This is a genomic window from Methanobrevibacter sp. (assembly GCF_045646045.1).
Taxonomy (GTDB): Archaea; Methanobacteriota; Methanobacteria; order Methanobacteriales; family Methanobacteriaceae; genus Methanocatella.
The window spans coordinates 1-25,102 of the sequence record NZ_JAZRJY010000114.1 but is presented as its reverse complement, the minus strand read 5'-3'; the positions used below and the strand labels follow the sequence as shown (position 1 = coordinate 25,102).

25 protein-coding genes and 1 pseudogene are annotated in these 25,102 nt (G+C 30.3%); 16 read left to right on the top strand and 10 right to left on the bottom strand.

Going from position 1 to position 25,102, the window contains the following annotated elements; genetic code table 11:
* Window positions 1-1,494 (top strand): annotated as a pseudogene (locus ACKI5C_RS07675) (hypothetical protein); the annotation flags it as partial.
* 28 nt (window positions 1,495-1,522) lie between these two features.
* On the opposite strand, the gene ACKI5C_RS07670 reads toward ACKI5C_RS07675, so the two are convergent.
* Window positions 1,523-2,152 carry a CatA-like O-acetyltransferase gene (locus ACKI5C_RS07670; protein ID WP_407432573.1) on the bottom strand — a complete coding sequence of 210 codons (630 nt, stop codon included), beginning with the start codon at window positions 2,150-2,152 and terminating at the stop codon, window positions 1,523-1,525.
* 76 nt (window positions 2,153-2,228) lie between these two features.
* Between ACKI5C_RS07670 and ACKI5C_RS07665 the strand changes: the two genes are divergently transcribed.
* Together ACKI5C_RS07665 and ACKI5C_RS07660 are read left to right on the top strand one after the other, a co-directional pair.
* Complete coding sequence (locus ACKI5C_RS07665) at window positions 2,229-3,560, top strand: FAD-dependent oxidoreductase (protein ID WP_407432572.1); 1,332 nt, start codon at window positions 2,229-2,231, stop codon at window positions 3,558-3,560.
* Between the two features lie 15 nt (window positions 3,561-3,575).
* Window positions 3,576-4,457: an Mrp/NBP35 family ATP-binding protein gene (locus ACKI5C_RS07660; RefSeq protein WP_407432571.1), complete on the top strand. Its 882-nt coding sequence runs from the start codon at window positions 3,576-3,578 to the stop codon at window positions 4,455-4,457.
* On the opposite strand, the gene ACKI5C_RS07655 is transcribed toward ACKI5C_RS07660, so the two are convergent.
* Window positions 4,444-4,818: a hypothetical protein gene (locus ACKI5C_RS07655; RefSeq protein WP_407432570.1), complete on the bottom strand. Its 375-nt coding sequence runs from the start codon at window positions 4,816-4,818 to the stop codon at window positions 4,444-4,446. The genes ACKI5C_RS07660 and ACKI5C_RS07655 overlap by 14 nt on opposite strands.
* Before the next feature lie 52 nt (window positions 4,819-4,870).
* Window positions 4,871-5,776 carry a peptide-methionine (S)-S-oxide reductase MsrA gene (msrA, locus tag ACKI5C_RS07650; protein ID WP_407432569.1) on the bottom strand — a complete coding sequence of 302 codons (906 nt, stop codon included), beginning with the start codon at window positions 5,774-5,776 and terminating at the stop codon, window positions 4,871-4,873.
* 99 nt (window positions 5,777-5,875) lie between these two features.
* Between msrA and ACKI5C_RS07645 the strand changes: the two genes are divergently transcribed.
* Together ACKI5C_RS07645 and ACKI5C_RS07640 are read left to right on the top strand one after the other, a co-directional pair.
* Window positions 5,876-6,058 carry a hypothetical protein gene (locus ACKI5C_RS07645; RefSeq protein ID WP_058739352.1) on the top strand — a complete coding sequence of 61 codons (183 nt, stop codon included), beginning with the start codon at window positions 5,876-5,878 and terminating at the stop codon, window positions 6,056-6,058.
* Window positions 6,059-6,063: 5 nt separating this feature from the next.
* On the top strand, window positions 6,064-6,318 hold the full coding sequence (locus ACKI5C_RS07640; RefSeq protein ID WP_407432568.1) for a hypothetical protein: 255 nt from the start codon (window positions 6,064-6,066) through the stop codon (window positions 6,316-6,318).
* Here ACKI5C_RS07640 and ACKI5C_RS07635 read toward each other — a convergent pair.
* Both ACKI5C_RS07635 and ACKI5C_RS07630 read right to left on the bottom strand, forming a co-directional pair.
* On the bottom strand, window positions 6,313-6,585 hold the full coding sequence (locus tag ACKI5C_RS07635; RefSeq protein ID WP_296889784.1) for a hypothetical protein: 273 nt from the start codon (window positions 6,583-6,585) through the stop codon (window positions 6,313-6,315). The genes ACKI5C_RS07640 and ACKI5C_RS07635 overlap by 6 nt on opposite strands.
* A gap of 108 nt (window positions 6,586-6,693) precedes the next feature.
* A complete protein-coding gene (locus ACKI5C_RS07630) occupies window positions 6,694-7,113 on the bottom strand; it encodes a hypothetical protein (RefSeq protein WP_407432567.1) in 420 nt (139 codons plus the stop codon).
* Between the two features lie 234 nt (window positions 7,114-7,347).
* On the opposite strand from ACKI5C_RS07630, the gene ACKI5C_RS07625 reads away from it, so the two are divergent.
* Entirely contained in the window at window positions 7,348-7,941 is a 594-nt protein-coding gene (locus ACKI5C_RS07625; protein ID WP_407432566.1) for a hypothetical protein, read from the top strand.
* The gene (locus ACKI5C_RS07620) at window positions 7,938-8,225 is read left to right on the top strand and encodes a hypothetical protein (protein WP_407432565.1); all 288 of its coding nucleotides are present in this window, start codon (window positions 7,938-7,940) and stop codon (window positions 8,223-8,225) included. Before ACKI5C_RS07625 ends, ACKI5C_RS07620 begins: the two co-directional genes overlap by 4 nt.
* On the opposite strand, the gene ACKI5C_RS07615 is transcribed toward ACKI5C_RS07620, so the two are convergent.
* From ACKI5C_RS07615 to sstT, 3 genes are all read right to left on the bottom strand, one after another.
* Window positions 8,215-9,171, bottom strand: coding sequence for a ketopantoate reductase family protein (locus ACKI5C_RS07615; protein WP_407432564.1), 957 nt, complete (start codon window positions 9,169-9,171; stop codon window positions 8,215-8,217). The genes ACKI5C_RS07620 and ACKI5C_RS07615 overlap by 11 nt on opposite strands.
* Before the next feature lie 192 nt (window positions 9,172-9,363).
* On the bottom strand, window positions 9,364-10,455 hold the full coding sequence (locus tag ACKI5C_RS07610; protein WP_407432563.1) for a cation diffusion facilitator family transporter: 1,092 nt from the start codon (window positions 10,453-10,455) through the stop codon (window positions 9,364-9,366).
* Window positions 10,456-10,518: 63 nt separating this feature from the next.
* A complete protein-coding gene (gene sstT, locus ACKI5C_RS07605) occupies window positions 10,519-11,760 on the bottom strand; it encodes a serine/threonine transporter SstT (RefSeq protein WP_407432562.1) in 1,242 nt (413 codons plus the stop codon).
* A gap of 97 nt (window positions 11,761-11,857) precedes the next feature.
* On the opposite strand from sstT, the gene ACKI5C_RS07600 reads away from it, so the two are divergent.
* Both ACKI5C_RS07600 and rbr read left to right on the top strand, forming a co-directional pair.
* The gene (locus ACKI5C_RS07600) at window positions 11,858-13,531 is read left to right on the top strand and encodes an AAA family ATPase (RefSeq protein WP_407432561.1); all 1,674 of its coding nucleotides are present in this window, start codon (window positions 11,858-11,860) and stop codon (window positions 13,529-13,531) included.
* A 76-nt stretch (window positions 13,532-13,607) separates the two neighbouring features.
* The gene (gene rbr, locus ACKI5C_RS07595; RefSeq protein WP_407432560.1) at window positions 13,608-14,153 is read left to right on the top strand and encodes a rubrerythrin; all 546 of its coding nucleotides are present in this window, start codon (window positions 13,608-13,610) and stop codon (window positions 14,151-14,153) included.
* Window positions 14,154-14,254: 101 nt separating this feature from the next.
* Here the strand turns inward: rbr and ACKI5C_RS07590 are convergent, their stop codons facing one another.
* Window positions 14,255-15,382, bottom strand: a complete 1,128-nt coding sequence (locus tag ACKI5C_RS07590; RefSeq protein ID WP_407432559.1) for a condensation domain-containing protein — start codon at window positions 15,380-15,382, stop codon at window positions 14,255-14,257.
* A gap of 661 nt (window positions 15,383-16,043) precedes the next feature.
* Here ACKI5C_RS07590 and ACKI5C_RS07585 point away from each other — a divergent pair.
* From ACKI5C_RS07585 to ACKI5C_RS07570, 4 genes are all read left to right on the top strand, one after another.
* Complete coding sequence (locus ACKI5C_RS07585; RefSeq protein ID WP_407432558.1) at window positions 16,044-18,314, top strand: FtsX-like permease family protein; 2,271 nt, start codon at window positions 16,044-16,046, stop codon at window positions 18,312-18,314.
* A 476-nt stretch (window positions 18,315-18,790) separates the two neighbouring features.
* Window positions 18,791-19,459, top strand: coding sequence for a hypothetical protein (locus tag ACKI5C_RS07580; protein ID WP_407432557.1), 669 nt, complete (start codon window positions 18,791-18,793; stop codon window positions 19,457-19,459).
* Window positions 19,460-19,611: 152 nt separating this feature from the next.
* A complete protein-coding gene (locus ACKI5C_RS07575) occupies window positions 19,612-20,202 on the top strand; it encodes a vWA domain-containing protein (RefSeq protein WP_407432556.1) in 591 nt (196 codons plus the stop codon).
* 115 nt (window positions 20,203-20,317) lie between these two features.
* A complete protein-coding gene (locus ACKI5C_RS07570; protein ID WP_407432555.1) occupies window positions 20,318-20,662 on the top strand; it encodes a hypothetical protein in 345 nt (114 codons plus the stop codon).
* 15 nt (window positions 20,663-20,677) lie between these two features.
* Here the strand turns inward: ACKI5C_RS07570 and ACKI5C_RS07565 are convergent, their stop codons facing one another.
* Complete coding sequence (locus ACKI5C_RS07565; RefSeq protein ID WP_407432554.1) at window positions 20,678-21,544, bottom strand: hypothetical protein; 867 nt, start codon at window positions 21,542-21,544, stop codon at window positions 20,678-20,680.
* A 76-nt stretch (window positions 21,545-21,620) separates the two neighbouring features.
* On the opposite strand from ACKI5C_RS07565, the gene ACKI5C_RS07560 reads away from it, so the two are divergent.
* The 3 genes from ACKI5C_RS07560 (at window position 21,621) to ACKI5C_RS07550 (ending at window position 25,013) form a co-directional block, all read left to right on the top strand.
* Window positions 21,621-22,382 (top strand): alpha/beta fold hydrolase, encoded by a 762-nt coding sequence (locus ACKI5C_RS07560; RefSeq protein WP_407432553.1) that lies wholly within the window; start codon window positions 21,621-21,623, stop codon window positions 22,380-22,382.
* Window positions 22,379-23,353: a glycosyltransferase family 2 protein gene (locus ACKI5C_RS07555; RefSeq protein ID WP_407432552.1), complete on the top strand. Its 975-nt coding sequence runs from the start codon at window positions 22,379-22,381 to the stop codon at window positions 23,351-23,353. The genes ACKI5C_RS07560 and ACKI5C_RS07555 overlap by 4 nt, the downstream gene beginning before the upstream one ends.
* 289 nt (window positions 23,354-23,642) lie before the next feature.
* Window positions 23,643-25,013, top strand: coding sequence for an MATE family efflux transporter (locus ACKI5C_RS07550; protein WP_407432551.1), 1,371 nt, complete (start codon window positions 23,643-23,645; stop codon window positions 25,011-25,013).
* The last annotated feature ends 89 nt before the right edge of the window (window positions 25,014-25,102 follow it).

The following is a 25,102-nucleotide window of genomic DNA, read 5'->3' as shown; positions in this document are numbered from 1 at the left end:
GTATTGCCTGGTGATGCATATGGTAATGTAACTGTTACTGTTGGTGATAATACTACTGTTTATGATATTGCATCTTCAAATCACACCAGCAGAGGCGGTAAAACTATCATGTTTATCCACAATAACGGTTTAAAAGCTGGTGAATATAATATTTCAGCAACTTTTGAAGGAAATGAATATTACAACTCATCAAGTGGTAATGCTTCATTCGTAATTTCAAAAATTTCATATGAACCTAATATTACTGTGGATGATAAAAAGGTAAGTGTTGAAGTCCCTGAAAATGCTACAGGTAATATTACATTAGTTATCGGTGAAGAAACATTAGTATCTCCAATTAACGATGGAATTGCAGAATTCGACTTATCAAACATTCCTGCAGGAGATTATAATGCTACTGCAATATATGATGGTGACGACAACTATATCGGATTTGAAGAATTAGTTCCAGTCAGTATTGAAGATAAAATGCACGTTGATTATGATAATTTAACCAAGTATTATCATGGTCCTGAGAAATTTGCAGTAAGTGTTACAGACGGTAAAGGCAATCCTATTGCAAATCAATCTGTTCAAATTACTATTAATGGTATAACATACAATAGAACTACTGATGAAAATGGAATCGCTGTTTTAGCCATTAATTTAAATTCCGGAGAATATGATACCACTATTGTTGTAAATAATTACTCATTTGATGCACTAGTTACTGTTTTACCAACTATTAATGCAACAGATCTTGAAAAAGTTGTTTTAAGTGACAGGCAATTCTATGCTACATTTTTAGATAGTGAAGGAAATTACCTTAAAAACGGAACTGCGGTTAAATTCAATATTCATGGTATTGAATACACACGTTATGTTTCAGGTGATAAAGGTTTAGCTAAATTGAATATTAATTTGATACAGGGAGATTATGTTATCACTTCCATCAATTTGGTTACCGGCGATATGCTTTCTAACAATATTTCAGTTATCCCAAGAATCATTGAAAACTATGATATAACTAAATACTTCAGAAATGGAACTATTTTCTCAGTTAAAATCATAGATGATGATTGTAAAGTTGCTGGAGCGGGAATTGCAGTTACATATAACATCCACGGAGTATTCTACACACGTTATACTGATAGTGATGGTATTGCTAGATTAAATATTACTTTAGAACCTGGTGAATATATCATTACCAGTGAATGTAAAGGTTGTATGGTGTCAAATACTGTTACTGTTCTTCCAGTTTTAATAGCTGACGATGTTACAATGAAATATGGTGACGGAACCAAATTTGTAGCGAAATTATTGGATGGTCAGGGTAATGCATTCCCTAATCAGAAATTAAACTTCAACCTTTTTGGAGTATTAAATGAAGCTATAACTGATTCAAATGGTATTGTTCGCATTCCAATTACATTACAGCCTGGTGAATATTTAATGACCTCTACCTATGGAGGTAACGGTGCACTAGCCGTAAATAAAATAACAATTACTAGTTGAGATTAACTCTCAACTCTTTTTTTCTTTTTTAAAAATCATTAAAAATATCCAAATCAACTTCTTTTTGAGTATTTTCATAAAAATGAGCTAAATCACGGCCATGTACAAATATATGGCTTACAGTTATGGCAACACTCATTTCATAGTTTTTATTTACTTTTCCCCATGTAATTAATGGCTGAATTGCATGTCCGTTAACTTCACCTGAGGTTATTGTGTCAAAATCAATCCATGGAATGCATGAAAAGTTGGCGATGTTTGTAAAGTCTCTTTGGGTCATTTCCAAATTAAATCCTTCATTTTTACCAGTTAATATATCAGATTTTAATTCTTGGACATGATCATACCATTTTAATATATTTTTTGGAGGTTTTACTCTCATTTCTTTATATATTTCTGAATCTCCATCCATTATTGGAGTAACTCCATCCAGATAATCATATTCAACAGCTTCTCCATCTAAAATTCTTTTTTTCAAATTGGGGACTGAATTTACACCATTAATCAAACAACCAAGAGATAAAATGAAAAAAGAGTAATCATTTTCTTTAGAGTATTTCCATAGTTTTTCGACATTGATTCGTGCAGACATTGAGTATCTTGCAGATTGAAAGTTTATAAATGGGTTATTTTTTAAGTCAAAATCAATTTTTTTCATAATTATACCTTAATTATTTATATATTTATCAATATATTAAATATTGTTAAATAATTTAATTATAGGTTTTGTTAAAATGAAAATAGTGATTGTCGGTGGGGGAGCTGGAGGAATATCAACAGCTTCTAATATCCGTAAAATTGACAAAGATTGTGAAATTGTTGTTCTGACAAGAGATGATAAGGTTGCATACTCACCATGTGCTATTCCTTATGTTTTGTCTGGAACAATCGAGTCTTTTGATGATATTGTAATGAGAACTCCTGAAGATTATAAACAAAAGAATATTGATATTGTAACTGAAGTTGAAGTTACCGCTGTTGACAGTGATAAAAAAACTGTAACTTATGAATCTAAATCTAAATCCAAAACCATTACTTATGATAAATTGGTATTGGCTACTGGTGGTAAACCATTTGTTCCTCCAATGGAAGGGGTAGATTTGGATGGTGTTTATCAAATCAGAAATATTGAAGATGGTAAAAGAGTTCAAAAAGCAATGGAAACTGCTAAAAGTGCTATCGTAACTGGTGCCGGTTTAATTGGTATTGAAATTGCTTTTGCATTAATGAAACAGGGATTAAATGTTACATTAAGTGAAATGTTGCCTCAAATTGTACCAAGGTCACTTGATAAGGATATGTCTGATATTTTAGTTAAATACCTTGAAATGGAAGGTATTAATGTTGTTTTAGGCAAACCAATTACTAAACTGATTGGTGATGGAAAAGTGGAAAAAGCATGTTTCGGTGATGAAGAACTTATTGATGCAGACATGGTTATTTTGGCTACTGGTGTTAGAGCAGAACTTGAGTTAGCTAAAATGGCAGGCTGTGACATTGGAAGGTGGGCTATCCTTGTAAATGATAGAATGGAAACTTCAGTAGAAGACATATATGCTGTAGGAGATTGTGTAGAATCAAAAGATTTAATTTTAGGATCAAATACTATCAGCCAATTAGGTACAACAGCCGTTCGTGAATCAAAAACTTTAGCTCGTACAATCTGTAATAAAAAATCTAAATTCAATCCAGTTTTAAATTCAATGGTCTCTAAAGTAGGAAAACTTGAATTTGGTGCAGTAGGTTATACAACTAGTTTTGCTCAGCAAAATAGAATCAGACCTGTTGTTCAAAAAGTTGAGGCACTTACCCGAGCCCGTTATTACCCTAATGCAAAACCTATGGACATTAAAGTTATTTGTGATGGAAATGGAACTATTATCGGTTGTCAAATCATTGCTGAAGAAAGAGTTGCTGAAAGAATTGATACAATGACTTTAGCTATTACTGAAGGTTTAACCTGCTTTGATTTATCAAATATGGAATTTGCTTATGCGCCGCCGGTATCAATGGTTACAGATCCATTAATACTTGCTGTTGAAGAAGTCAGTAAAAAATTTAATTAAATGGAGGGGATATTTATGGCAGAAAATCCACATCACGGTCATGGTCATGGTCACGGAGGTCAAATGACTCCGGAACAACAAAAACAAATGATAGAACAAGAAATAAAATTATCAAGGAACTTAGGTCAAATTAAATATAAAATAGCTGTTATGAGTGGAAAAGGTGGAGTAGGAAAATCTACTGTTGCAGCTAACCTTGCAGAAACTTTCCAAAAGTTAGGATTCTCAACAGGTATTTTAGATGCAGATATTCACGGACCTAACATTCCAAAAATGTTAGGTTTGGAAGGTCAGGACTTATATGTTAATGAAGACCATTTTATGATTCCTGTTGAAGCTGAAAGCGGATTAAAAGTAATGTCAATGGCATTTATGATAGACAGTATTGACACTCCAATTATTTGGAGAGGACCTCAAAAATCAGGTTCAATTAAACAGTTAATTGCAGATGTAGCATGGGGACCCCTTGATGTATTAATCATTGATAACCCTCCTGGAACCGGAGATGAACCGTTAACAGTTTTACAGACAATTCCAAATCTCGATGCCGTAATCATGGTAACAACACCAAATGTAGTATCACAGGAAGATGTTTTAAAATGTGTAAAAATGGTTAATATGTTGAATGTGCAAAATATTGGCCTTATTGAAAACATGGCATATTATATTTGCCCACATTGTGGCGAAAAATTAAATATTTTCGGTGAAGGTGATGGTGAAGCATTCTCTGAAGAAATGGAAATCGAATATCTTGGAGATTTACCGTTAACGGAAAAAGTTAGCGATTCACCAAATCAGGATGGTGTTGTATCAACAATAGATCCTGATGGTGAGGTATCAAAAACATTCACCGAAATTGTTTCTAAAATAAAAGAAGAATTTCTTAAAGAAGAGTAATGTAGCTAACACTAGCTATATTGATTAGATATCCTAAAAAATTAGGATCATCTATTTTTTCTATTTTTTTAATTGTATAATCCTTATTTTCATCCATTTCATTTAATCTGTAGTATTCCATTCCACGTTCGTATTCAACTAAATCAGTGAAAATAGGTATTACATATTGTCCGTCATTGGCATAGGGAATGGTTAATGTTTCATTATTTTCAGTAGACACTATAAATGTATTCTTGCTTAAATAATCTTTAATTTCAAGGTCTGTTTTTTCAATCATTTCATGGTTTTCGTTTTCCCCATGGAGATAGCTCATATTAATTAATTGCTTAAGTTCCGGATGTTTTATGTCTTCAATTTTCATTGTTAATAATTTTTAATTTTATATTATTTAATTTTTAATCTTTCTTAAAATATTAATCGAAAAGACTAACATATTCCTCATATCCTTCTTTTTTCAAATCCTTTTTAGGAATGAATCTTAAAGCTGCTGAATTAATGCAGTATCTTTTGGACCCGTCCGGTCCATCATTAAACTCATGGCCTAAATGAGAATTAGATTTTTTGCTTCTTACTTCTGTTCTTACCATTCCATAGGAGAAATCTCTGTGCTTGATTATTGCATCATCATTTACAGGTTTTGAAAATGCAGGCCATCCGCATCCTGAATCAAATTTGTCCTTTGAAGTAAAGAGAACTTCACCGTTTACAACATCTACATATATACCCTCTTCGAAAAAATCATCATATTTACCGGTGAAAGGCGGTTCCGTTAATGCAAGTTGTGTTATTTGATACTCTTGGGTAGTTAAATGGTCGAATTCTTCATCATCAATTTGATTTAAATCAACATGACAGTAGCCCTGCGGGTTTTTCTCAAGATATTTCTGATGATACTCTTCAGCGGAATAAAAACCGTGAATCTCATGTGCTTCAACAACAATCTTTTTATTAACCTCTTTTTGTTTCCTGTTTAAAAATTTAATTACAGTACTTCTCTGTGACGGCTCCTGCCAGTAGATTCCAGTTTTGTATTGTGTTCCAACATCATTTCCCTGCTTATTTAGGCTAAATGGGTCAATTATTTTAAAGTATTCTTCTAAAATTTCCTCAAGAGAAATGATTTCCGGATTATATGTAACTTTAACACATTCGCTGTGTCCTGTTTTTCCAGTACAGACACTTTCATATGTTGGATCATGTGTTTTACCATTGGCATAGCCTACTTCGGTCTGATTAACTCCTTTAAGTCTTGAAATATATGCTTCAACACCCCAAAAGCAACCGCCTGATAAATAAATAACTTGCTGTGATTTATACATATTTTTAAATCTATTTTATTATGGTATAAATAATTTTGTAATTAAAAAAGTATATATGATTTAATTAACTAAATTTTATATAGTTATTGGAGGAAAATTATGTTTTACTCAACAATTATGAAAATCGATTCAATTGACAGATTAAGAGATATCAGAGATGCATTACTTGTAGAGCAAGGAATTAATCCAACTCGTCAGGGAGAACAAGCTATTAAAGTCGTAGTTGAAAGAATTGATGAAATTCAAGCTACATTAGACAAATCTGCTTCTAGAAATAAGTGATTTTTGTGATTAAATTAGTAACTAATCGTAGACGTTTGCTTAGAAAAAAAATGTATAAAGGACCTCATCAAAGGAATAGGTTGGAATATTATCGTGAAAATAAAAATTTTAAAAAGCCTTTCCAGGAGGAATATACTAATAAAGAAAGAATCCGTACTAAGCGCAGGCCTAAAAGAGAGGTTATATCTGGATTTAAAATGTCATATAGATATAAGTATTATAATCAAGAAAATTCGGAAGAAGATGAAGAGGAGTCATAACTCTCTAATTTCTTCTTTAGTAATTATTTTGTTTTTAGAATGAATATCTAAAATAAGACCTGAAAACTCATCATCATTTTTTGAAAGTTCCTTGAACAAGTCAATGGACACTTCACAGGGTTTATAATCAGCTAATTCCAAATATTCAAAACCTTTGTTATAATTTTCCATATCCGAAAATACAATTATTTTAAAATCGTCTAAGTTTCCCATTACGAGGAAGTCTTTTTCGTGATCTTCACCTAATGTTGGGCATATGAAATTCATATTTCACCCTCCGGATTCATTCTAAAGTTCTGAGATGTGGATTTATTTGGTTTTTACAACCGCCTTCAGAGGTTTTTTGATAGTATTTGTAATCTTTCAGTTTCATATCTATTCGTCACAGCAGTCATGTATGGTTTCAGCAAAAACTACAAATCCGTTTTCTGGCGCATTGATTGCAAGACCTAAGAAATCATCATCTTCTGTGTAAGCTGCAATAATTTCTGAACCTTTTCCATTGTCAAGTTCAAACTCACCGCTGCCTTGTTGGCCTTTGAAGAATTCAATAGCTTTGTTTGCTTCCTCTTCACTGGTGTAAACTGGTATGAAAAAGCTTTCATCCTCTTCTTCTTCACCAATAAGTAAAGCTACAATTTCAGTTTCATTTTCAACCTTGTTTAAAATCATATATAAATCTGCATTGAATACTGCATGGTCTATTTCATGAGCAAGGTCATGTAATTCTTCTTCAGATGCACCGTTATCTTCAAGTTCAATGTATTTTTCAGTTAATTCTTTTAAACTTTCCATTTTTTCACCTTGGATTAAATCATAAAAATAAGTATTTTTTAAACAAATAAGCATTCTCTTCCTAAACACCACTAAAGGAATACAAACGAATGCTTATCATTAACCATCACCATTGTTCATATTATAAAAAAAAGTATGTAAAATATGAACGATAATATATTACTATTTTAAAGTATATAAATCTTTAGGAATTCCACTTATTATATATACAAGTTATTAATATAATATTACTTGATGAAAAAGATTATTTTACTCCTATTTATATTTCTTCTTATCGGAAGTGTATGGGCAGGAGATTTTTCTAATGTAACTGTGAAAGATGTTGATTTTGAAATTCCTCAGCAGTATGCTCATGGAACAAATGAGAAAAATAAATATGTTTATCAGGATTTAAGGACATTTGCTATTTTATGTGTGGATGATTATATTGTTAGTAATTACGGAGGATATTATAGTATTAGTGATTCTAACGAATATCTGACAATTGGTGATCGTCCGGCAATGTTATTAACCATGTACAATAAATACATTAATAAAAATGTTTCTTATTTGTATTTCCCTGTTAATCAATCGATTTTCTGCATTTGTTTTCAGGGAAATAAGGTGGATGGAAATATTTCCCATATAGTTGAGTCTGCTCCCGAAAGCGGAATGACTTCTGATGCATTTTATGGTATATTAAAAGAAGCATATAATGAACACCAGAACAGAAAATACCAGGATACTTTAACCAAGGATTATTCTGATTACAAAAATAATCAGCATGATAATTCAAGAAATGATAAGTTGATTCAATGGTATTTACTTACTCGAGGAGGCCGAAGATGATTTGTCCGAAATGTCATGAAATTTATGATGATGGAAGTGTATATTGTGTGGATTGCGGGACTCGTCTTGTGAAGGAAAAAGTTAAAGATGCTCAGGGCACTCCAATCGAAAGATTTTCCACACGCGTTAAAACTTCAAAACCTAAAAATGAAACAGATGAAAAAACAAAATATGAGGAGCCATCTTCTCATGATAATAAAATGGATATATTAATATTACAAAACAAAGAACTTATTAAACAGAATAATAGGATAATTGAGCTTTTGGAGAAGCTTACTCGCTGAAATCACTTTCAATGGCTTTAATCATATTATAAATAATCCTGTTTGTACTTACATCAACATCATATTTCTCTCCAAGCTCTATTACCTTTCCATTTAATGAATCTATTTCCGTTTTTATCTTTCTTTTAATGTCTTGGTGTGTTGATGAATAATGATTATAAGTATCGGGAACCAGTTTTTTGTAAAAAATCTCTTTGTATTCTTCTGCACTGTCCCATAGTGTTGAATATGGAGAAGCTTTTATTACATTAAATGTTTCATCTATTATATTATCCATTATCTCTTTTGAATATTCATTTTCTGTTAGCTTTCCATAAGTAACATCCAAAATGGCACCTAATGGATTTAATGTACAATTGTAAAGCATCTTTGCCCATAAATACTTATCCAGATCATAGGTTAATTCGCATTTGATTCCGGAGGAAGTAATCTCATCAGCTATTATCTGCAGATGGTCAATGTTATCTCCATGTAGGGAACCTAGAAGTAGGGGTTCGGTGTAAACGGTAACTTCACTGATATTTCTTTCAGGTCTTCTAAAACCTGTAATGATTCGGATGCAGTATACTTCATTAGATTTAAAGTATTTTAAATACGGTTCATCATTTCCAAAGCCATTCTGGCATATCAATATTGTAAAATTGTCCTTTAGGATGTCTCTGTATTTGTTAAGTTTTGAACTGATGTCGTTATTTGCTGTAGTTTTTGATGTTACAAGTACATAGTCAAAGGTTTTTTTAGGAATTTCACTATAGCTTTCATATACATTAAATTCATGTGGTTCAAATGAGTAGTTTGTAAATAAACCTATTCTTTTAATTCCACCTTCTTTCATTTTACTTGCAGTCTGTTTACTGGCTAAAAAAGAAATATTTTCGCCCTGTGACAGGAGAGAACTGCCAAGTCCAATGCCTACAGAACCGGAACCGATAATTAATATATTCATATAATTTTATTTGATTTTTTATTCATAAAAATTTTTTTCTATTGAAAATTTACACTTGAAATGTACCTTTATTCCTGATTAAAATTGGCTGTTGTGTAAAAAAAGTCTTAAAAAGTGTTATTAAATATTATATTCGATAAGATTTTAAACGTATATTTCTATTGTAAAAAAATGTGAAAATTATAATATAAGTTAATCACTTACATCATAATCGTCTATTATAATAAAATTAAATTCAGGATATTTTTCTTTAAGTTTTGAATGAATTTCTTCTTTTATTTTATCTCTATTTGCATCAAAATCAACAATAATATCAAAACTCACTAATTTCAAATCTTCATAGACATAAAAACCATGGACCTGTAGTATTTCCTCATAGTGGGATATAATCTCTTCTAAATCCTGCCTGATATAGTCGTATTTATCATTTCTTGCATAAATTCCCACAGTTAGCGGAATTGAAAATTCTTCATATATTTTATAAGTTATTGTACGGGTTAATGTATGAATGTCACTGGCAGTTAAATCATCGTCAACTTCAACGTGTACAGACCCTTGCATATTTTCAGGACCATAGCTATGAAGATTCAAATCATATGCTCCATAAACACCGTCAATTTCCTCAATTGATTCTTTTATTTGTAAGGATAACTCTGAATCAATTCTGGATCCAAGAAGGGTGTCTGCAGTTTCTCTTATCATGTCAATACTTGCTTTAATAATTACGATTGATATGATAACACCTAAAATTCCCTCTAAACTTATGTTGAAAAAAATGGATATGATAGCTGCAACCAGTGTGGAAAGTGATAATATTGCATCAAACAGCGCATCACTTCCGGATGCAACAAGTGACTGTGAATTAATTTTTTCACCAACACCTTTCACATAGCGGCCCAATAATATTTTAACAACAACCGCTACTGCAATGATAACTAAGGATACAGTAGTATATGAGGTAACATCAGGATTAAAAATTTTCGGCCATGATTCAAGCAGTGCTGTTACACCGGCCCACAATACGATGACTGCAATTATTATTGATGAGAAGTATTCGATCCTACCATAACCATGAGGATGATTTTTATCAGGAGCTTTACCAGCTAATTTAGCACCAATAATTGTTATTATGGAAGATAATGCATCAGTTAAATTGTTTACAGCATCCAAAGTAATAGCTATTGAATTTACAAGTATTCCTATTGTAGCTTTAAATGCAACCAGTATTAAGTTTACAACAATTCCTATAATACTTGTTTTAATGATTTTGCTTTGTCTATCCATAAATTTAATTTGGATTTTAAATAATATAAAAGTAGTTAATGTGGTAGAAAAATTATTAAAAATCTATTTTTTTAACTCGCCCAAAAAGTTCATGTCTTTTCCGTCTTTTGATCTTATGTAATATTCAGCAGTTGCAGTAAACAGTGCATCACCACTTGAATCAAGAGCGGTTTCACATGAATCTTGGATTACGCCAATAATAAATCCTACACTAATAGCCTGCATTGAAATATCGCTTGGAATTCCAAACAATGAACAGGCCATTGGAATAAGCAATATTGATCCGCCAGCCACCCCTGATGAACCGCAGGCAGCTAGTGTTGAAATAAGGCATAATAATATGGTAACAGGTAAAGATGCATGTATTCCTAAAGTATGACAGACTGCAAGGCTCATTACTGTTATTGTAACGGCTGCTCCTTGCATATTGATTGTTGCACCTAATGGAATACTTAAAGAGTAAAAATCTTTATCAAGACCTAATCTTTCACATAATTCCAAGTTGATTGGAATGTTTGCTGCTGAACTTCTTGAGAAAAATGCAGTAATTCCACTTTCTCTAAGACATGTAAAAAGTAAAGGAAGAGGGTTACGTTTTAATAGTAGTCCAACAATTATTGGATTTTCAATAAAGGCAACAAAAAACATACAACCTACTAAAATTAAAATTAATTCTCCATATTGTGTAAAAATGTTAAGTCCATTTTCAGATACTGCTGAAAAAACAAGACCCATAATTCCTATTGGAGCAAATTGAATAAATCCACGTACAATTAATGTAATTGCATCAGCACAATCAGACAGAATGTCTTTTGTTTCTTCTGTAGCTATCATATTAAGTGCCATACCAAAAACAATTGCCCAGAATAGTATTCCCAAGTAATCTCCTTCAGCTAAAGCTGCTATAGGATTTGAAAAGATTGTTGTTAACATGTTTTTTATGATGTCTTCAAATCCTTGTGGAACTGCCGCTGTACTTGCTGTAGTTAATTGTATTCCAACAGGGAATAAATAACTTGCAAATACTGCAATTAGTGCTGCTAAAAATGTACCGCATAAGTATAAAATAATTACTATTTTAAATCTTCTTCCGGTTCCTTTTTTTGCTCTTGAAATGGCTGATGAAACCAATACAAAAACAAGAATCGGAGCTATTGCCCTAAGTGAACTAACAAACAGCTCTCCCGGAATGCCTATCATTTTCACATCAGGGAATGTCAGACCTAAAACAATACCTAAAATCAATCCGATTAATATCTTTAATATTAAACTTGATTCTGTCCATTTTTTTATAACTTTGTTCATAATTTTCTATTTATCCATTATGTTAATTATAATATAAATGAATAATTATTTTAACAATTATTTAGTAAAATAATATTAATATTCAGGTTGTGTTAATTTGTCAGTTACTTGGAAAATCTGTAATAATTGTCATCATAAAGTTAATATTGTAGCTAAAAACTGTCCTTACTGTAATAATGATTCTTTTGAATTATCTAAAACAGAAAATAATACTTCAATTTTCAGTGAAATCAATGAATTATATGAATATTGTGATTTAATTGATAATCGTGGAGTTTATAATGAAAATATTACTCCAATTCTGGCTGATTTTAAATCTAAAGATGGTATTGTAAAAAATCAGGTTCAGATTGATTTGGCTAATTTCATAGCGTTCATCGGTATTGAAGCCCAATCATTTTCTTATAGTGATGTATCTTTTATTAAAAATGTTTTAAATTTTAACTGTTCAAACGGAGAGTTATATCAGCAGTTAATAGAAGATATAGATGAAAACTTTATTGATGTTCTTCCTTTTTCATTTAAATTATTGTATGAAAATGACATATTCCACAAAGATTTTCTTGAAGAAAAGAATTTGAAGGGTTACACATCCAAGTTATATGAAATTTATAAAAATTTAGGCGAAATATATCTAAAATCCTTTGATTCAAGTGTTCAACATCATAGAATTTTTGAAAAGTATATTGCCGGTCTTGTAAGTAATTTTGTTGATTTTAAGCAAAACCCTCAAAGTGATGATTTTTTAAATCCTGCTGGTGAAAAAATTGATTTAAATAATATTGACACATCAAAATGGAATATTCAGGGAATAAGTGATGAAGATTTGGAATTCTATAAAGAATTATCTGAAAAAAGGCCTGATGAAGTAGCTGACATGCTGTTGTCCAGCAGTGATGATATTAAGATTAATAAAAAAACTCTTCCTGAAGAAGATTTGTCTGAAGAAAGTGAAGAAGATGAAGAAAGTTTGGATGATGTGCTTGAAGAGCTAAACAAACTGGTTGGCCTTGAAGTTGTTAAAAAAGAAGTAAACTCTCTTGTTAATTTAATTCAGATTAGAAAGATTAGACAGGAACGCGGAATGAAACAGCCTCCAATGTCTCTTCATTTGGTATTTTCCGGAAATCCCGGTACCGGTAAAACGACTGTTGCAAGATTGCTTTCAAAAATCTATGCAAAGCTAGGAATTTTGTCAAAAGGTCATTTAGTTGAAACCGACAGAAGTGGCCTGGTTGGAGGTTATCTTGGACAGACTGCAATCAAAACCCAGGAAGTGATTCAAAGTGCTATGGGCGGAATTCTATTTATTGATGAGGCCTATACATTATCTCCAAAAAATCAGGAGGATTCCTATGGTCAGGAAGCTATTGATACAATTCTTAAAGCTATGGAAGACCATCGTGATGATTTGATTGTTATTGTTGCAGGTTATCCTAAGCTAATGGAGAATTTCATTCATTCAAATCCTGGTTTGGAATCCAGATTCAATAAATATATTTTCTTTGAAGATTATAATCCTGAGGAATTATATGGAATATTTCTCAGCATGTGTGAAAATTCAAGTCTGAAACTGGATCAAAAGGCTGATGATTATCTTAAAGGATTATGTGAAGATATCTATAATACCCGTGGGGATAATTTCGCGAATGCCAGGCAAATTAGAAATATCTTTGAGAATGTATTGACTGCCCAGGCAAATAGATTATCAAATGATGATGATATTACTGATGATGAATTGATGACTATTGTTTTGGAGGATTTTGAATAATTTGAAAATTATTGAAATCAAATCACTATTTTTTTATAATATTTATTATAATATATATTAATAGGAGATGTAAATTATGACTGATTTAAAAGGTTCAAAAACTGAAGAAAACTTGCAAGCTGCTTTTGCAGGTGAGTCCCAAGCACATACAAAATACCAATACTTTGCTTTAAAAGCAAAAGAAGAAGGATATGTCCAAATTCACGATATATTCATGGAAACTTCTAAAAACGAAAGAGAACACGCTAAAATTTGGTACAAAATTTTACACGACGAAGAAATCCCTGACACTATTGCAAACTTAAACGCTGCAGCTGACGGTGAAAACGAAGAATGGACTTCAATGTATAAAGAATTTGCAGAAACTGCACGTGAAGAAGGCTTTGCTAAAATCGCATTCTTATTCGAAAAAGTTGGTGAAATCGAAAAAGAACACGAAGAAAGATACAGAGCTTTACTTGATACTGTTGAAAACGAAACTGTTTTCGCAAAAGAAGAAGCTGTTGAATGGAAATGTGAAAATTGTGGATTTATTATGAAAGGTCCTAATGCACCTGAAAAATGTCCTGTTTGCGGATATCCTAAAGCACATTTCGAACAAAGAGCTCAAAATTATAAATAATTTTTTTAGAATAATAAACAATAATAATGGGTGTTTATCTAATATAAACACCTATATGACTTTTTTTTAGAAAAATATAACAGATATTTTTTTTGTTTTAGCTATTTTAGAGTATCGCTTAAATTGGAAGATGTGTCTGCATTTATAATATTTAATAGAATTGTCATGCACATATTTGCGAAATCTTCAACCATTTTATCAGAAAACTTGTTTGAATGGGTGATGAATAAATTATAGTCGTCACCGTTTTGGTAGACCTGAACAAAGAACTCTGTGAGAAAATCACTGTATTTATTAATGACATAATTAAAGATTTCTTCAGAGGTAACATTCTCAATTTCAACAATACCTTCAGTAAAATCATCTGCAATCCAATTAGGAACATATTGGAATAATATATTTACTACAAAATCATATTTCTGATAAAGTAATAAAATTGGATAATAACTGTGCCTTATTACTCCATAAACAGTATCTCCAACATCTTCAATATATGAATTGATGCTTTGATCTTTGCAGTCTATAACTATTGGCATTACATTGGATGTCATGCCTATGAAGTTTTTGTTGTATCTGTCTCTTCCATTTTCAACTATTGTAAATATGACTTTATTGCCATTTACGAATTGGGATAATGCATAAGAAAATACGCTGGTGAAGAATATATTTTCACTAATTCCAGCTTTATTTAAAAATGATTTAAATGCCACTTTATCAAATTCTAACTCATAAGAGACATGATTATATCCTTCAGATGATGGATTATCTTCTATCAACATGCCTACATCATCAAGGTCTGAAAGCATGGAGTGATAAAATTCTCTTGCTTCATCGAATTTTTCAGTATTTTTTATGTGATGTGTGAAAGCGGATGTCTTTAAAAATGTATCATCGTATTCTATACTGCCTCCATCAAGGAGAGTCATTAAATCATGTTTGAATAGGCCTGCAGAAGTAGCATCAAAAATGATGTGGTGAGCCATATAAAATAAGTAATATGATTTTTCAGATTCAACAATCATAAACTTAGAGAGATAATTATATAAATTAAAGCTTTCAGAAAAGAAATCAACGATAATATCTTTATCAAATTTGGATTTCACTGAAATTGGTGGTTTATTTCCTTTAACTAAATATGGATAGTCTCCTTTAAATAATTTTACTGTAGTCTGAAGCATTTTATAAAGGCCTTTTATATTTCTTATTCCATATTTCTTAACTATGTCCATGAGTTTTTTAATTCCAAATTTTTTGGCAGTTTTTATTAAATCCTTAAGCACATCCTTATTATTAATTCCTCATCAATAAAATCGAATTTAAATTTAATTGTATAGTTATTCAAAAGAAAACCTCGATTGTGATTCATATTATCTAATAATATTATAATTAAAAGAATATAAAATTTGTTAAAATTTTAAGATTTTTTATTAAACAGTATCTTAAAATAATTTTTTGAAGTGAGAATTTTTTGGGAAAAATAGATGAAATATTACAATAGTTAAAATTTAATATATGATAATTGATAGATATAGTATATGAAATTTTATTGAATATGATTGCATAATTTCAAAATTTAAAAAAAGAGTGTAATCATATTTTAAAAGCAATGGTAACTTCATAATTTATAAAAATGATTTATATGATTCTAAAAACATTTTGCTTTAGATAAGTTAATGTTTTTGAATTTTTAAGAATTTATGATTCATTAATATCATCAATGAAAATCTAATTATTAATCATATATCTTATGATTTTATGTAATGAACCAACAGGAGCTTTTGGCTCAAAAAGAGATGTTTGATTTTAAATTTAGTTTATGTTATCAGAATACAACTGCTAATATTGTAGTTTAAATGGAATTCAAAAATGCCAATGTTTAATGGTGATTAAATGCTAGCAAAAAAAATGATAAGAGACATACGTAAACACAAAGCCCAATTCATATCTATTTTTTTAATGGCATTTTTAGGTGTTTTTGTTTTTACAGGTGTAAGTAGTGAATACATGGGTAATGAAGCCCATGTAAACGATTATTATGAAGAAACCAACTTGGCTGATGGTTGGATTTATTCTCCTGTTCTGAATGATTTGTTTTTATATCAGGTTGATGTTTTAGGTCCAACTACACAAATGGAAAGGCAATTGGTTGTTGACTCGGTAGCTGACTTTGAAAATAACCCCGAAATTACGCTGCACTTTGTTGAAAACAATACAATATCCAAATTCTATTTGCTGGAAGGAAAACCATTAGACATTAATGACAGTGACGGTGTATGGCTTGATAAAGACTTTGCCGATGCCAAAGGATTGAAAATCGGAGACCGCATCAGCTTTGAAAGTGAAGGGAAAAAAATTGATAAGGAAATTAAAGGATTGGGATATTCACCTGAATACGTTTATCATGGATCAGATTATTCTGTAATTCCTGATCACAATAAAATAGGCTTTGCTTACATGTCTTATAAAGCATTTCCGGACAATAATATTTCATACAATGTTTTAAACGTTAAATTTGATGGTTCTCCAAGTACTTTCTCCAAGCTGTTAGATTTTCGTTTAAATGGATATTATAGTACATTTGTTCAACAATCAGATCATCCAAGTGTTCATCGGTTTTCAGAAAATAATGCCAATCACAAGATGATGGCCGGTATTTTTCCAGTCGTATTTATCATTGTTACACTTTTAATCCTTTTGACGACAATGACTCGAATAATTGCACATCAAAGAATGCAAATAGGTATATTGAAAGCTAGTGGATTTAAAAACTCTACAATAATTCTGCATTATGTGTCCTATGGGTTCTGGCTAGTTTTATTTGGTTCTATTTTAGGTTTGTTTTTAGGACCAAAGATGATACCTCTATTATTTTATCCGTCAATGATGGAATCATTTACACTTCCTTCATGGGGTCCTGGTTGGGATATGTCATTTATAATTTTAATAGTTTTAATGTCTATATTTTCAATTGCAGTTTCATATTATGCCATTTCAATAATTTCAAATGAAAAACCTTCACAATCCATTAAACCTAGAGCGCCTAAGGTATCAACTTCAGGATTTGTTGAGAGATTAAAGATTTGGAAAAAATTATCATTCAATTTCCGCTGGAATTATAGGGACGCTAAAAGAAATAAAGTGAGAAGCTTAATGACTATTATTGGGGTTATGGGTTGTACTGCACTTTTAATTGGTGCATTTGGATTATATGATGGAATGAATGATGTAAAAGGATGGGAATATGGTCATATTAATCATTATGAGTCAAAATTAATTTTTGATGACAACGCATCATCATCACAAATTGATGCAGCTGTCAGTCATGTTAATGGAGAGAAAATAATGGATAAAAGCATTGAAATCGAGTCGAAAAATGCGAAAAAATTGGGTAGTCTTCTGGTTTTAAATGACACGCATTTAATAACGCCAACGGATAAGAATAAGAATCAAATAGAAATCGGAAATGATGAAGTTTCAATTTCGCAAAAAATGGCAGATATGTTAAATGTAAGCATTGGCGATACCGTTAAATGGCACATTATGGAATCAAACAAATGGATTGATACAAGAATTGATGGAATCCATGCCGACCCAGTATCACAAGGTTTTATCATGTCTCAAAATAAATTGGAAGGATTGGGTTTGAATTATACTCCAACCAGTATCATAACCTCGGAGCATGTGAGCGAAACATATGACGGCATTAAAACAACCACTACCCTTAATGATATTGAAAATGATTGGGACAAATTGACAGAAACCGTATGGCTAATCATTTACGTATTATCATTTTTCGCTTGTATTTTAGCTGTCATTGTTTTGTATAATTTAGGATTGTTGTCATTTACAGAAATTGAAAGAGAAATTGCAACACTTAAAGTGCTGGGTTTTAAAACCCGTGACTTAAGAAGATTGTTATTAACACAAAACTTAATATTTACAGCTATAGGATTTGTATTGGGTATACCTTTAGGTCTTTATGTCCTAGATTTAATGTGGACTTCTTCAGAGACTTCATTTTATGTAATTCCTTCATTAACTATTACAAATCTATTACTATCTGGGGTAATTACATTTTCCTTGTCAATACTTGTAAACCTAATGTTTTCAAGAAGAATCAAGAATTTAGACATGGTTGAATCATTAAAATCCGGTGAATAGACTTCACTTTTTCTATTGGTAGCACATCAAAAATAGTTCTTGGATGAAAATTATTGGAAAATCAGATTTTTAAATTCCACACTATTTCTCAAAAACATAATTAAAAATAGATTTTTTATAAAAAGAGAGTATGGTGTTTATAGGTTGAGAAGAGTAATAAACACCACGACTTTTTTTTTGGAAAATTTTGGCAGAAATTTTTCCGTGTTTTTTTTGAATTAGAAAATTGTGAGAAACTAATTCAAATAATTTAATTTTGGAGATTGTATTATTATTGACTAATAATGTTTTAAGCAATGTGTTAGAAACTTTCACATCACTATTTAATAATGTAGTAAAAAGTAGTATATAAATGTTTCGTTATTTTTTAGGTTTACCTAAATATTTAAGAAAAGTTTCGTTGAAAAAATAACTATTGTTATAAATAAATAGACTTGCATCATATATAAATATAACGATAGATATAAAATCAATTAATGTTTGATGAAGATTTTTTAAAACATTATTTAATTAACGAGGGCATTTCAAAAGTTGGATATACTAGAGTTAGTGTTGATGATTTTTCCAATTTGAATTATGGAATTTCACTTGTTCTGAAATTGCCGAAAGAAGCTATTGAATATTTGCTTAATGATGAATTTAAAGAATATTGGAAAATATTTCACAAACAGATTGATAAATTAACAGAAATTGCATTAAATGCTGAAAAATTAATTAAGGATAATGGATATGATGCATTTGCATTGACGATGCAGAGAAATGAATGTGATATGGAAAAGTTACTTTCAAAACTGCCATATAAAACTCTTGCAACTTCATCAGGTTTGGGATGGGTTGGAAGATCTGCTCTTTTTGTCTGTGAAGAGTATGGTTCTGCGGTTGCACTTTCAGGTATTTTGACGAATATGCCTTTAAAAATAGCTGAGCCCATAACAGATTCTTACTGTGATGACTGTGAGGAATGTCAAAAGGCATGTCCTGTTGATGCAATTAATCCTACAAAGTGGAATTCAAGACTTAACCGCAGTGATATAATTGATATTGATGTCTGCAGTCAATATGTAATCGATCAATTTAAAGCGGGTTTAGGCTGCAGCAAGTGTTTATGTAATTGCAGATTAACACAGGAATATTATAATAAATGATTTTTTCTTAATATTTGTTTTTGTTCTATTTTTAAGATTTTTATTTGATTGTGTTTGGAATCACAAAAAAGTTTACTAATAATTTAAACACAACTTATATATATGAGAGTTTACAAATATGTTAAACACAAGATGTATACGGAGGCAATATCATGAATAATGAAAAAGTTGATGTAATATTTTTGCTTGACAGAAGCGGTTCAATGCACGGCTCAGTAAGTGATACAATAGGAGGTTTCAATGCATATCTTGAAGAACAAAAAGCAAATGAATTCGATACTAAAGTAACCACAATTCTTTTTGACCATGGATATGAAGTTTTATATAAAAGAAAAGATATTGGTGATGTTAAACCACTGACCCATAATGAATACTATGTAAGAGGATCAACTGCACTTCTTGATGCGATTGGAAGAACAATAACAACAATGGAAAGAGAAATAGATAATCCTGTATTATTTGTAATAACAACAGACGGATATGAAAATTCATCAAGGGAATATAGTAAAGATCAAATTAAAAACATGATCGGTAATCTCAACTGGGAATTCATATATCTTGGTGCTGACATAGACTCTTTTGGAGAAGCAGCCCATCTTGGAATTAGAAGCGATCGTGTTGCTAATTATAAAAAATCTTCAGAAGGAATCAGGAAGATGTATAGTTCAATTAGCTGTGCAACAGATTCTATGCATTTGGATGATTCTTTATCTGCCGAATGGAAAAAATCTCTGGAAGAATGAAATATTTTTCCATCACCTTTTTTTAACTTTTTTTAAATTGAATTTACACAAAAATATTAAATATTATAGAAAATAATAATTATTACTAACTAATTCATTTTTTTAGGTGGAAAAAATGGCTGATAAAAAAATATTAAATGATTACACTAAAGAAGAAGTGGCTGAATTCTCTGCGTTAGAAAAGGAAGCATATGAAAAAGCAAAACAATTAAATAAAGAGTTTATTCATATTGAAAGTCTTTTAGGAGAGTTAACTGAACACTGGAAAGAATATTTCATTTTCCTTGAAGACCAAAAAATTTCAAAAATATGTGAGTTTTATGGAGATAAAACAGCTCCATTTGATGATGAATTACGTGAAGTAATTGCAGCTAACCTAAAAAGTTCATTAAATGATGTTCACAAAGCTGTAAATTACAATACTAAAAAAATCGATGTAGGAAGAATTATTGATAGATAAGTGTTATATTAACACTTAACTACTTCTTATTATTTTATACCAGGAAAACTTTTCACCAGCATAATTACTTATTAAAATAGAAACTATTGTAGTCAAAACATATATTATTATAACATCAATAGACGTTACAGCCATAAAAAAGCAAAATCCAATAATCTCGACCAAATAAAATACTAGCGGATTATAATAATTGATATATGTAAATATGCCTAAAACAATTGGTGTAAATATAATGGCTAAAATGAATCCGCAAACATATGCAAACGGATAGATATTTCCAACATTCAAATTGAATATGAAAATAAATAAAAACATTTCAACTGCAGTTAAAATAAATCCTAAAACACCGCCTGAAATAGCCTGTGATATGGTATGTTTTTTCAATATCACTCTAGACCATATTATAACTGGATATAATAGGCCGAATAATGCACCTATAGGGCCTAGAAGTATAATTAAAGCACAAACAGGTCCGCTTAAACTTGTTGTATGAATACTGATTTTCCACTGTGTTGTAATCAGCATAACAATAATCGTGTTGATTGTATAACACAAAAATAGGAATGTTAAAAAGTCATTAAATCCTAAAAATCTGCAGATTAAAAAACCAATAAAGTATGAGATAGCTCCAACAATTAAAGGAATTGGACGATCTTGTCTTTTTGATATGTCATTGTCGTTATTAGTTTTTTTAGCCCAGGATATAATGATTGCACTAGGTAAAATTGTTGAAAAAATTATAGATATCAATTCTAAAACAGGAAACTCCCACAAATTATCAATGGATAATGTTAAACAAATTATCAGGAATAATGGTATGCATATGATAGGTGGATTTGTAAAAGTTGAAATTGTTTTAGCTAATCTTAATTTTGTTTTCATATTGTATAATATTACCATTACTTTATATTAAATATGATGCTAAACTTTTTATAAAAATAATTTGTTAATTTATATTATGGTTGATATAAACTATGTCTTTGAAGGAAGCGGAGAAAAAACAATTGTTTTTATCCATGGCTTAAGTGATAGTCTTGACTATTGGAGAAGGTTATCCCTAATGTTAAGTGATGAATATAAAGTATTAATATATGATCTCAGAGGTCATGGTGAGTCCGAATTGGGAGATGAAGACTTTTCAATGGATTTGCTTTCAGATGATTTATACACTTTATTTTTAAAATTGAATATTAAAAAAGCAAGTTTAATAGGTCTGTCTTTAGGTGGAAATATAGCATTGACCTTCACTTTAAAACATCCTGAATTAGTGGAAAAACTGGTTTTAATGTCTACTTTCAGTGAAAATGATGATAATTTAGAATCCAAATTTAAAGAGTTTAAAAATGCTATAAATATTTCTTATGAAACCTTTTTTGATGTTATTGTCAAATATGTTATGCCTCAGGATGTTTATGATGAAAATAGGGAAGTTTTAGAAGTTGCTAAAAAAATGAAAGCTGAAACAGCCAACATTAAAGCAATTAAAAATGCAATTGATGTTGGTGGTGAATTTAATGTTACCGGCCAATTATCAAAAATAGATAATGAAACATTAATATTATATGGCCGTGATGATGAAATCATCTCTTTAAACTTGACCAATATATTGAAAGATAATATTCGCAATTCAAAGTTAATTATTTTAGATAATACCAAGCATGATTTATTGATTGGTGATAATATTTTTGAAATTTTAAAATTAATCAGGCAGTTAATATGAAAGTATCTGTTATTCTATGTGTTTTTAATGAAGAAAAATTTGTTAGAAAAGCTATTGACAGTATTTTATATCAGACATTGGATGATTTTGAATTTATCATAGTCAATGACGGATCAACAGACAACACTTTAGATATTATCAAATCCTATGATGATAAACGTATTATATTGATTAATCAGGAAAATATTGGACTTGGTGCTTCAAGAAATAAGGCTATGGCAGAAGCCTCTGGAGAATATGTGGTATTTCTTGATGGGGATGACTGGTTTAGTGAGGATGCATTGGAAATTGCATATGGTGAAGCCAAATCTAGGAATACGGATATTTCAATGTTTCAGATAAAATATTATGATGATGAAACAGGCAGTATTTCTGGAAATGACTGGTTTGATTTAAATTCATTTGATGAATCCTTTGATAATAGGGTGTTTGCTCCAATTGAATGTAAAGATTTTTTATTTGATTTATCGGTGAATGCATGTCAAAAGATATATAAAAATGCATTTTTAAAGGAATCTGATGTTAAATTTGTAGAGGGAATATACTTTGAGGATATGCCGTTTTTCTTTGAAATTTTTTTAAAGGCCCGAAAAATATCTATTATCAGAAGACATCTTTACTATCACAGAAAACATGCTAATTCAATCACGGATATTATAGATTGCAATTATTTGGATACGGTTCCTGCAGGTCAGGAGTTAATGAAACGCTTCATTGACAATGGATTTTATGAAGATTATAAATTTGATTTAATTGCGTATAAAATCAATGGACCTAAATTTGCTTTGTCTGAAATTGTAGATAAATGTAAAAGACCATTGTTTGATTTGATTCATGATGATTATTTGGAAATTAGAGATTCTATATACTATGATGATTTTTTAAATGAATTGGGTCCCGTTAAAAGAAAATTCTTCTTGGACGTTATAAAATCCAATACGTATGATGAATTTGAAATGTTAAAAGATTAATTTTACGCACTATTAAAATTAAGTTAATATATTTTCTATCCTTTTTATCATAGCTGTTTTTCATTTTATTAATTTCTATTTTAAATTATTATTTTTTCAGATACGAAATCTATATCATGTTTTTCATTTGTTAGAATCAATTATAATTAATGTAGCATTAATTTACAAAAATATTTTAAATGATTTTGTACAATATTATTTTAAAGATATTGAGATAAAAAATTACAACTACTTATTAAAATGATTCGTAGTTAAATAATATTTGGTTCAAGATGAGGTTTGATATTAAATGGCTGAAGAAAATAGTAATATTGATTTGATTAGAGGAGATCCAAAAAAGGCTATTATTAAATTAAGTATTCCTATGATGGCATCAATGATTCTAACCATGATATATAATATTGCAGACAGTATTTGGGTTGCGGGGTTAGGTGCAGATGCTCTTGCAGCAGTTGGATTTATCTCTCCATTATATATTGTTTTTGTTGGTTTGGGTGGAGGTATCGGTGCTGGTGCTAATTCCTTAATTTCACGTTATATTGGAGCAAAAGATGATAAACGGGCAAATAATGCTGCTTTGCATGGAATTCTTTTATGTATAATTATATCTGCTTTTTGCACTGTATTGGTGCTTTTAATAATGCCACAATTATTAATTGCTATGGGTGCAGGTTCTACTTTAAAATATTCTCTTGATTATGGTTATATTATATTTGGATTCCTGTTTGTATTTGTATATGCTAATGTAGCTTCAGCAATATTTAGATCTGAAGGGGATATGAGAAGAGCAACCATTGTAATTGCGGTTACTGCTGTAATAAATGCAGTTCTGGATCCAATAATGATTTATGTTTTGAACTTGGGTATTATTGGTGCTGCCTGGGCAACTGTAATTTCATGTGCTTTAGCCGGTCTCGTAATGTCATATTGGTTTTGGATTAAAAAAGATTTATTTTTGGATTTATCACTTAAAAACTTTTCATTTGATAAAAATATTATTGTTGAGGAATTATTGGTTGCCGTTCCATCAACACTTGAAAATATTATATTTTCAGCCTTAGCTATTTTTCTTAATTGGATGTTTGTGTATGTGTCAGGAACAACAGCTGTAGCAGTGTATACTGCAGCAATGAGGATAATTCAGTTTGCTATGATTCCATTAATTGGTATTGGAACTGCAGTAATAACCGTATCTGGTGTTGCATATGGTGCATGTAATGTAGAAAATTTAAGAATAACCCATAGCTATTCAATTAAAATGGGTCTACTTCTTTCAGTTATAATTGGAGCAATAATGATTATATTTTCAAATCAAATAGCATCACTATTTTCATATTCTGCTTCCAGTGCAGGAATGTCTTCTGAAATTGCAACTGCAATATCTATTTTAAGTTTATTTGTTCTTGCAATTCCTCAAGGTCTGATGTCTTCCATGCTTTTCCAGGGTGTTGGTAAAGGAGTTTATTCTTTAATACTTACATTATTAAGATCTTTAATTTTTGAAGTCTTATTTACATATCTTTTTACTTTCATATTTGGATGGGGTTTGGTTGGAATATATGCAGGTATAGTTTTAGGATGTTTTGCCGGAGGAATGGTAGGTTATATCTGGGCTAAAATATTTATTAAAAGATTTGGTGAAAGTTTGGATTCAGATTAATTATGGATTCAATAATTTTTTTCTTTAGTATAATTTAGTTAAAATAATATTGTATTTATATTAATTTTAATAATGAAAATCTTATTTAA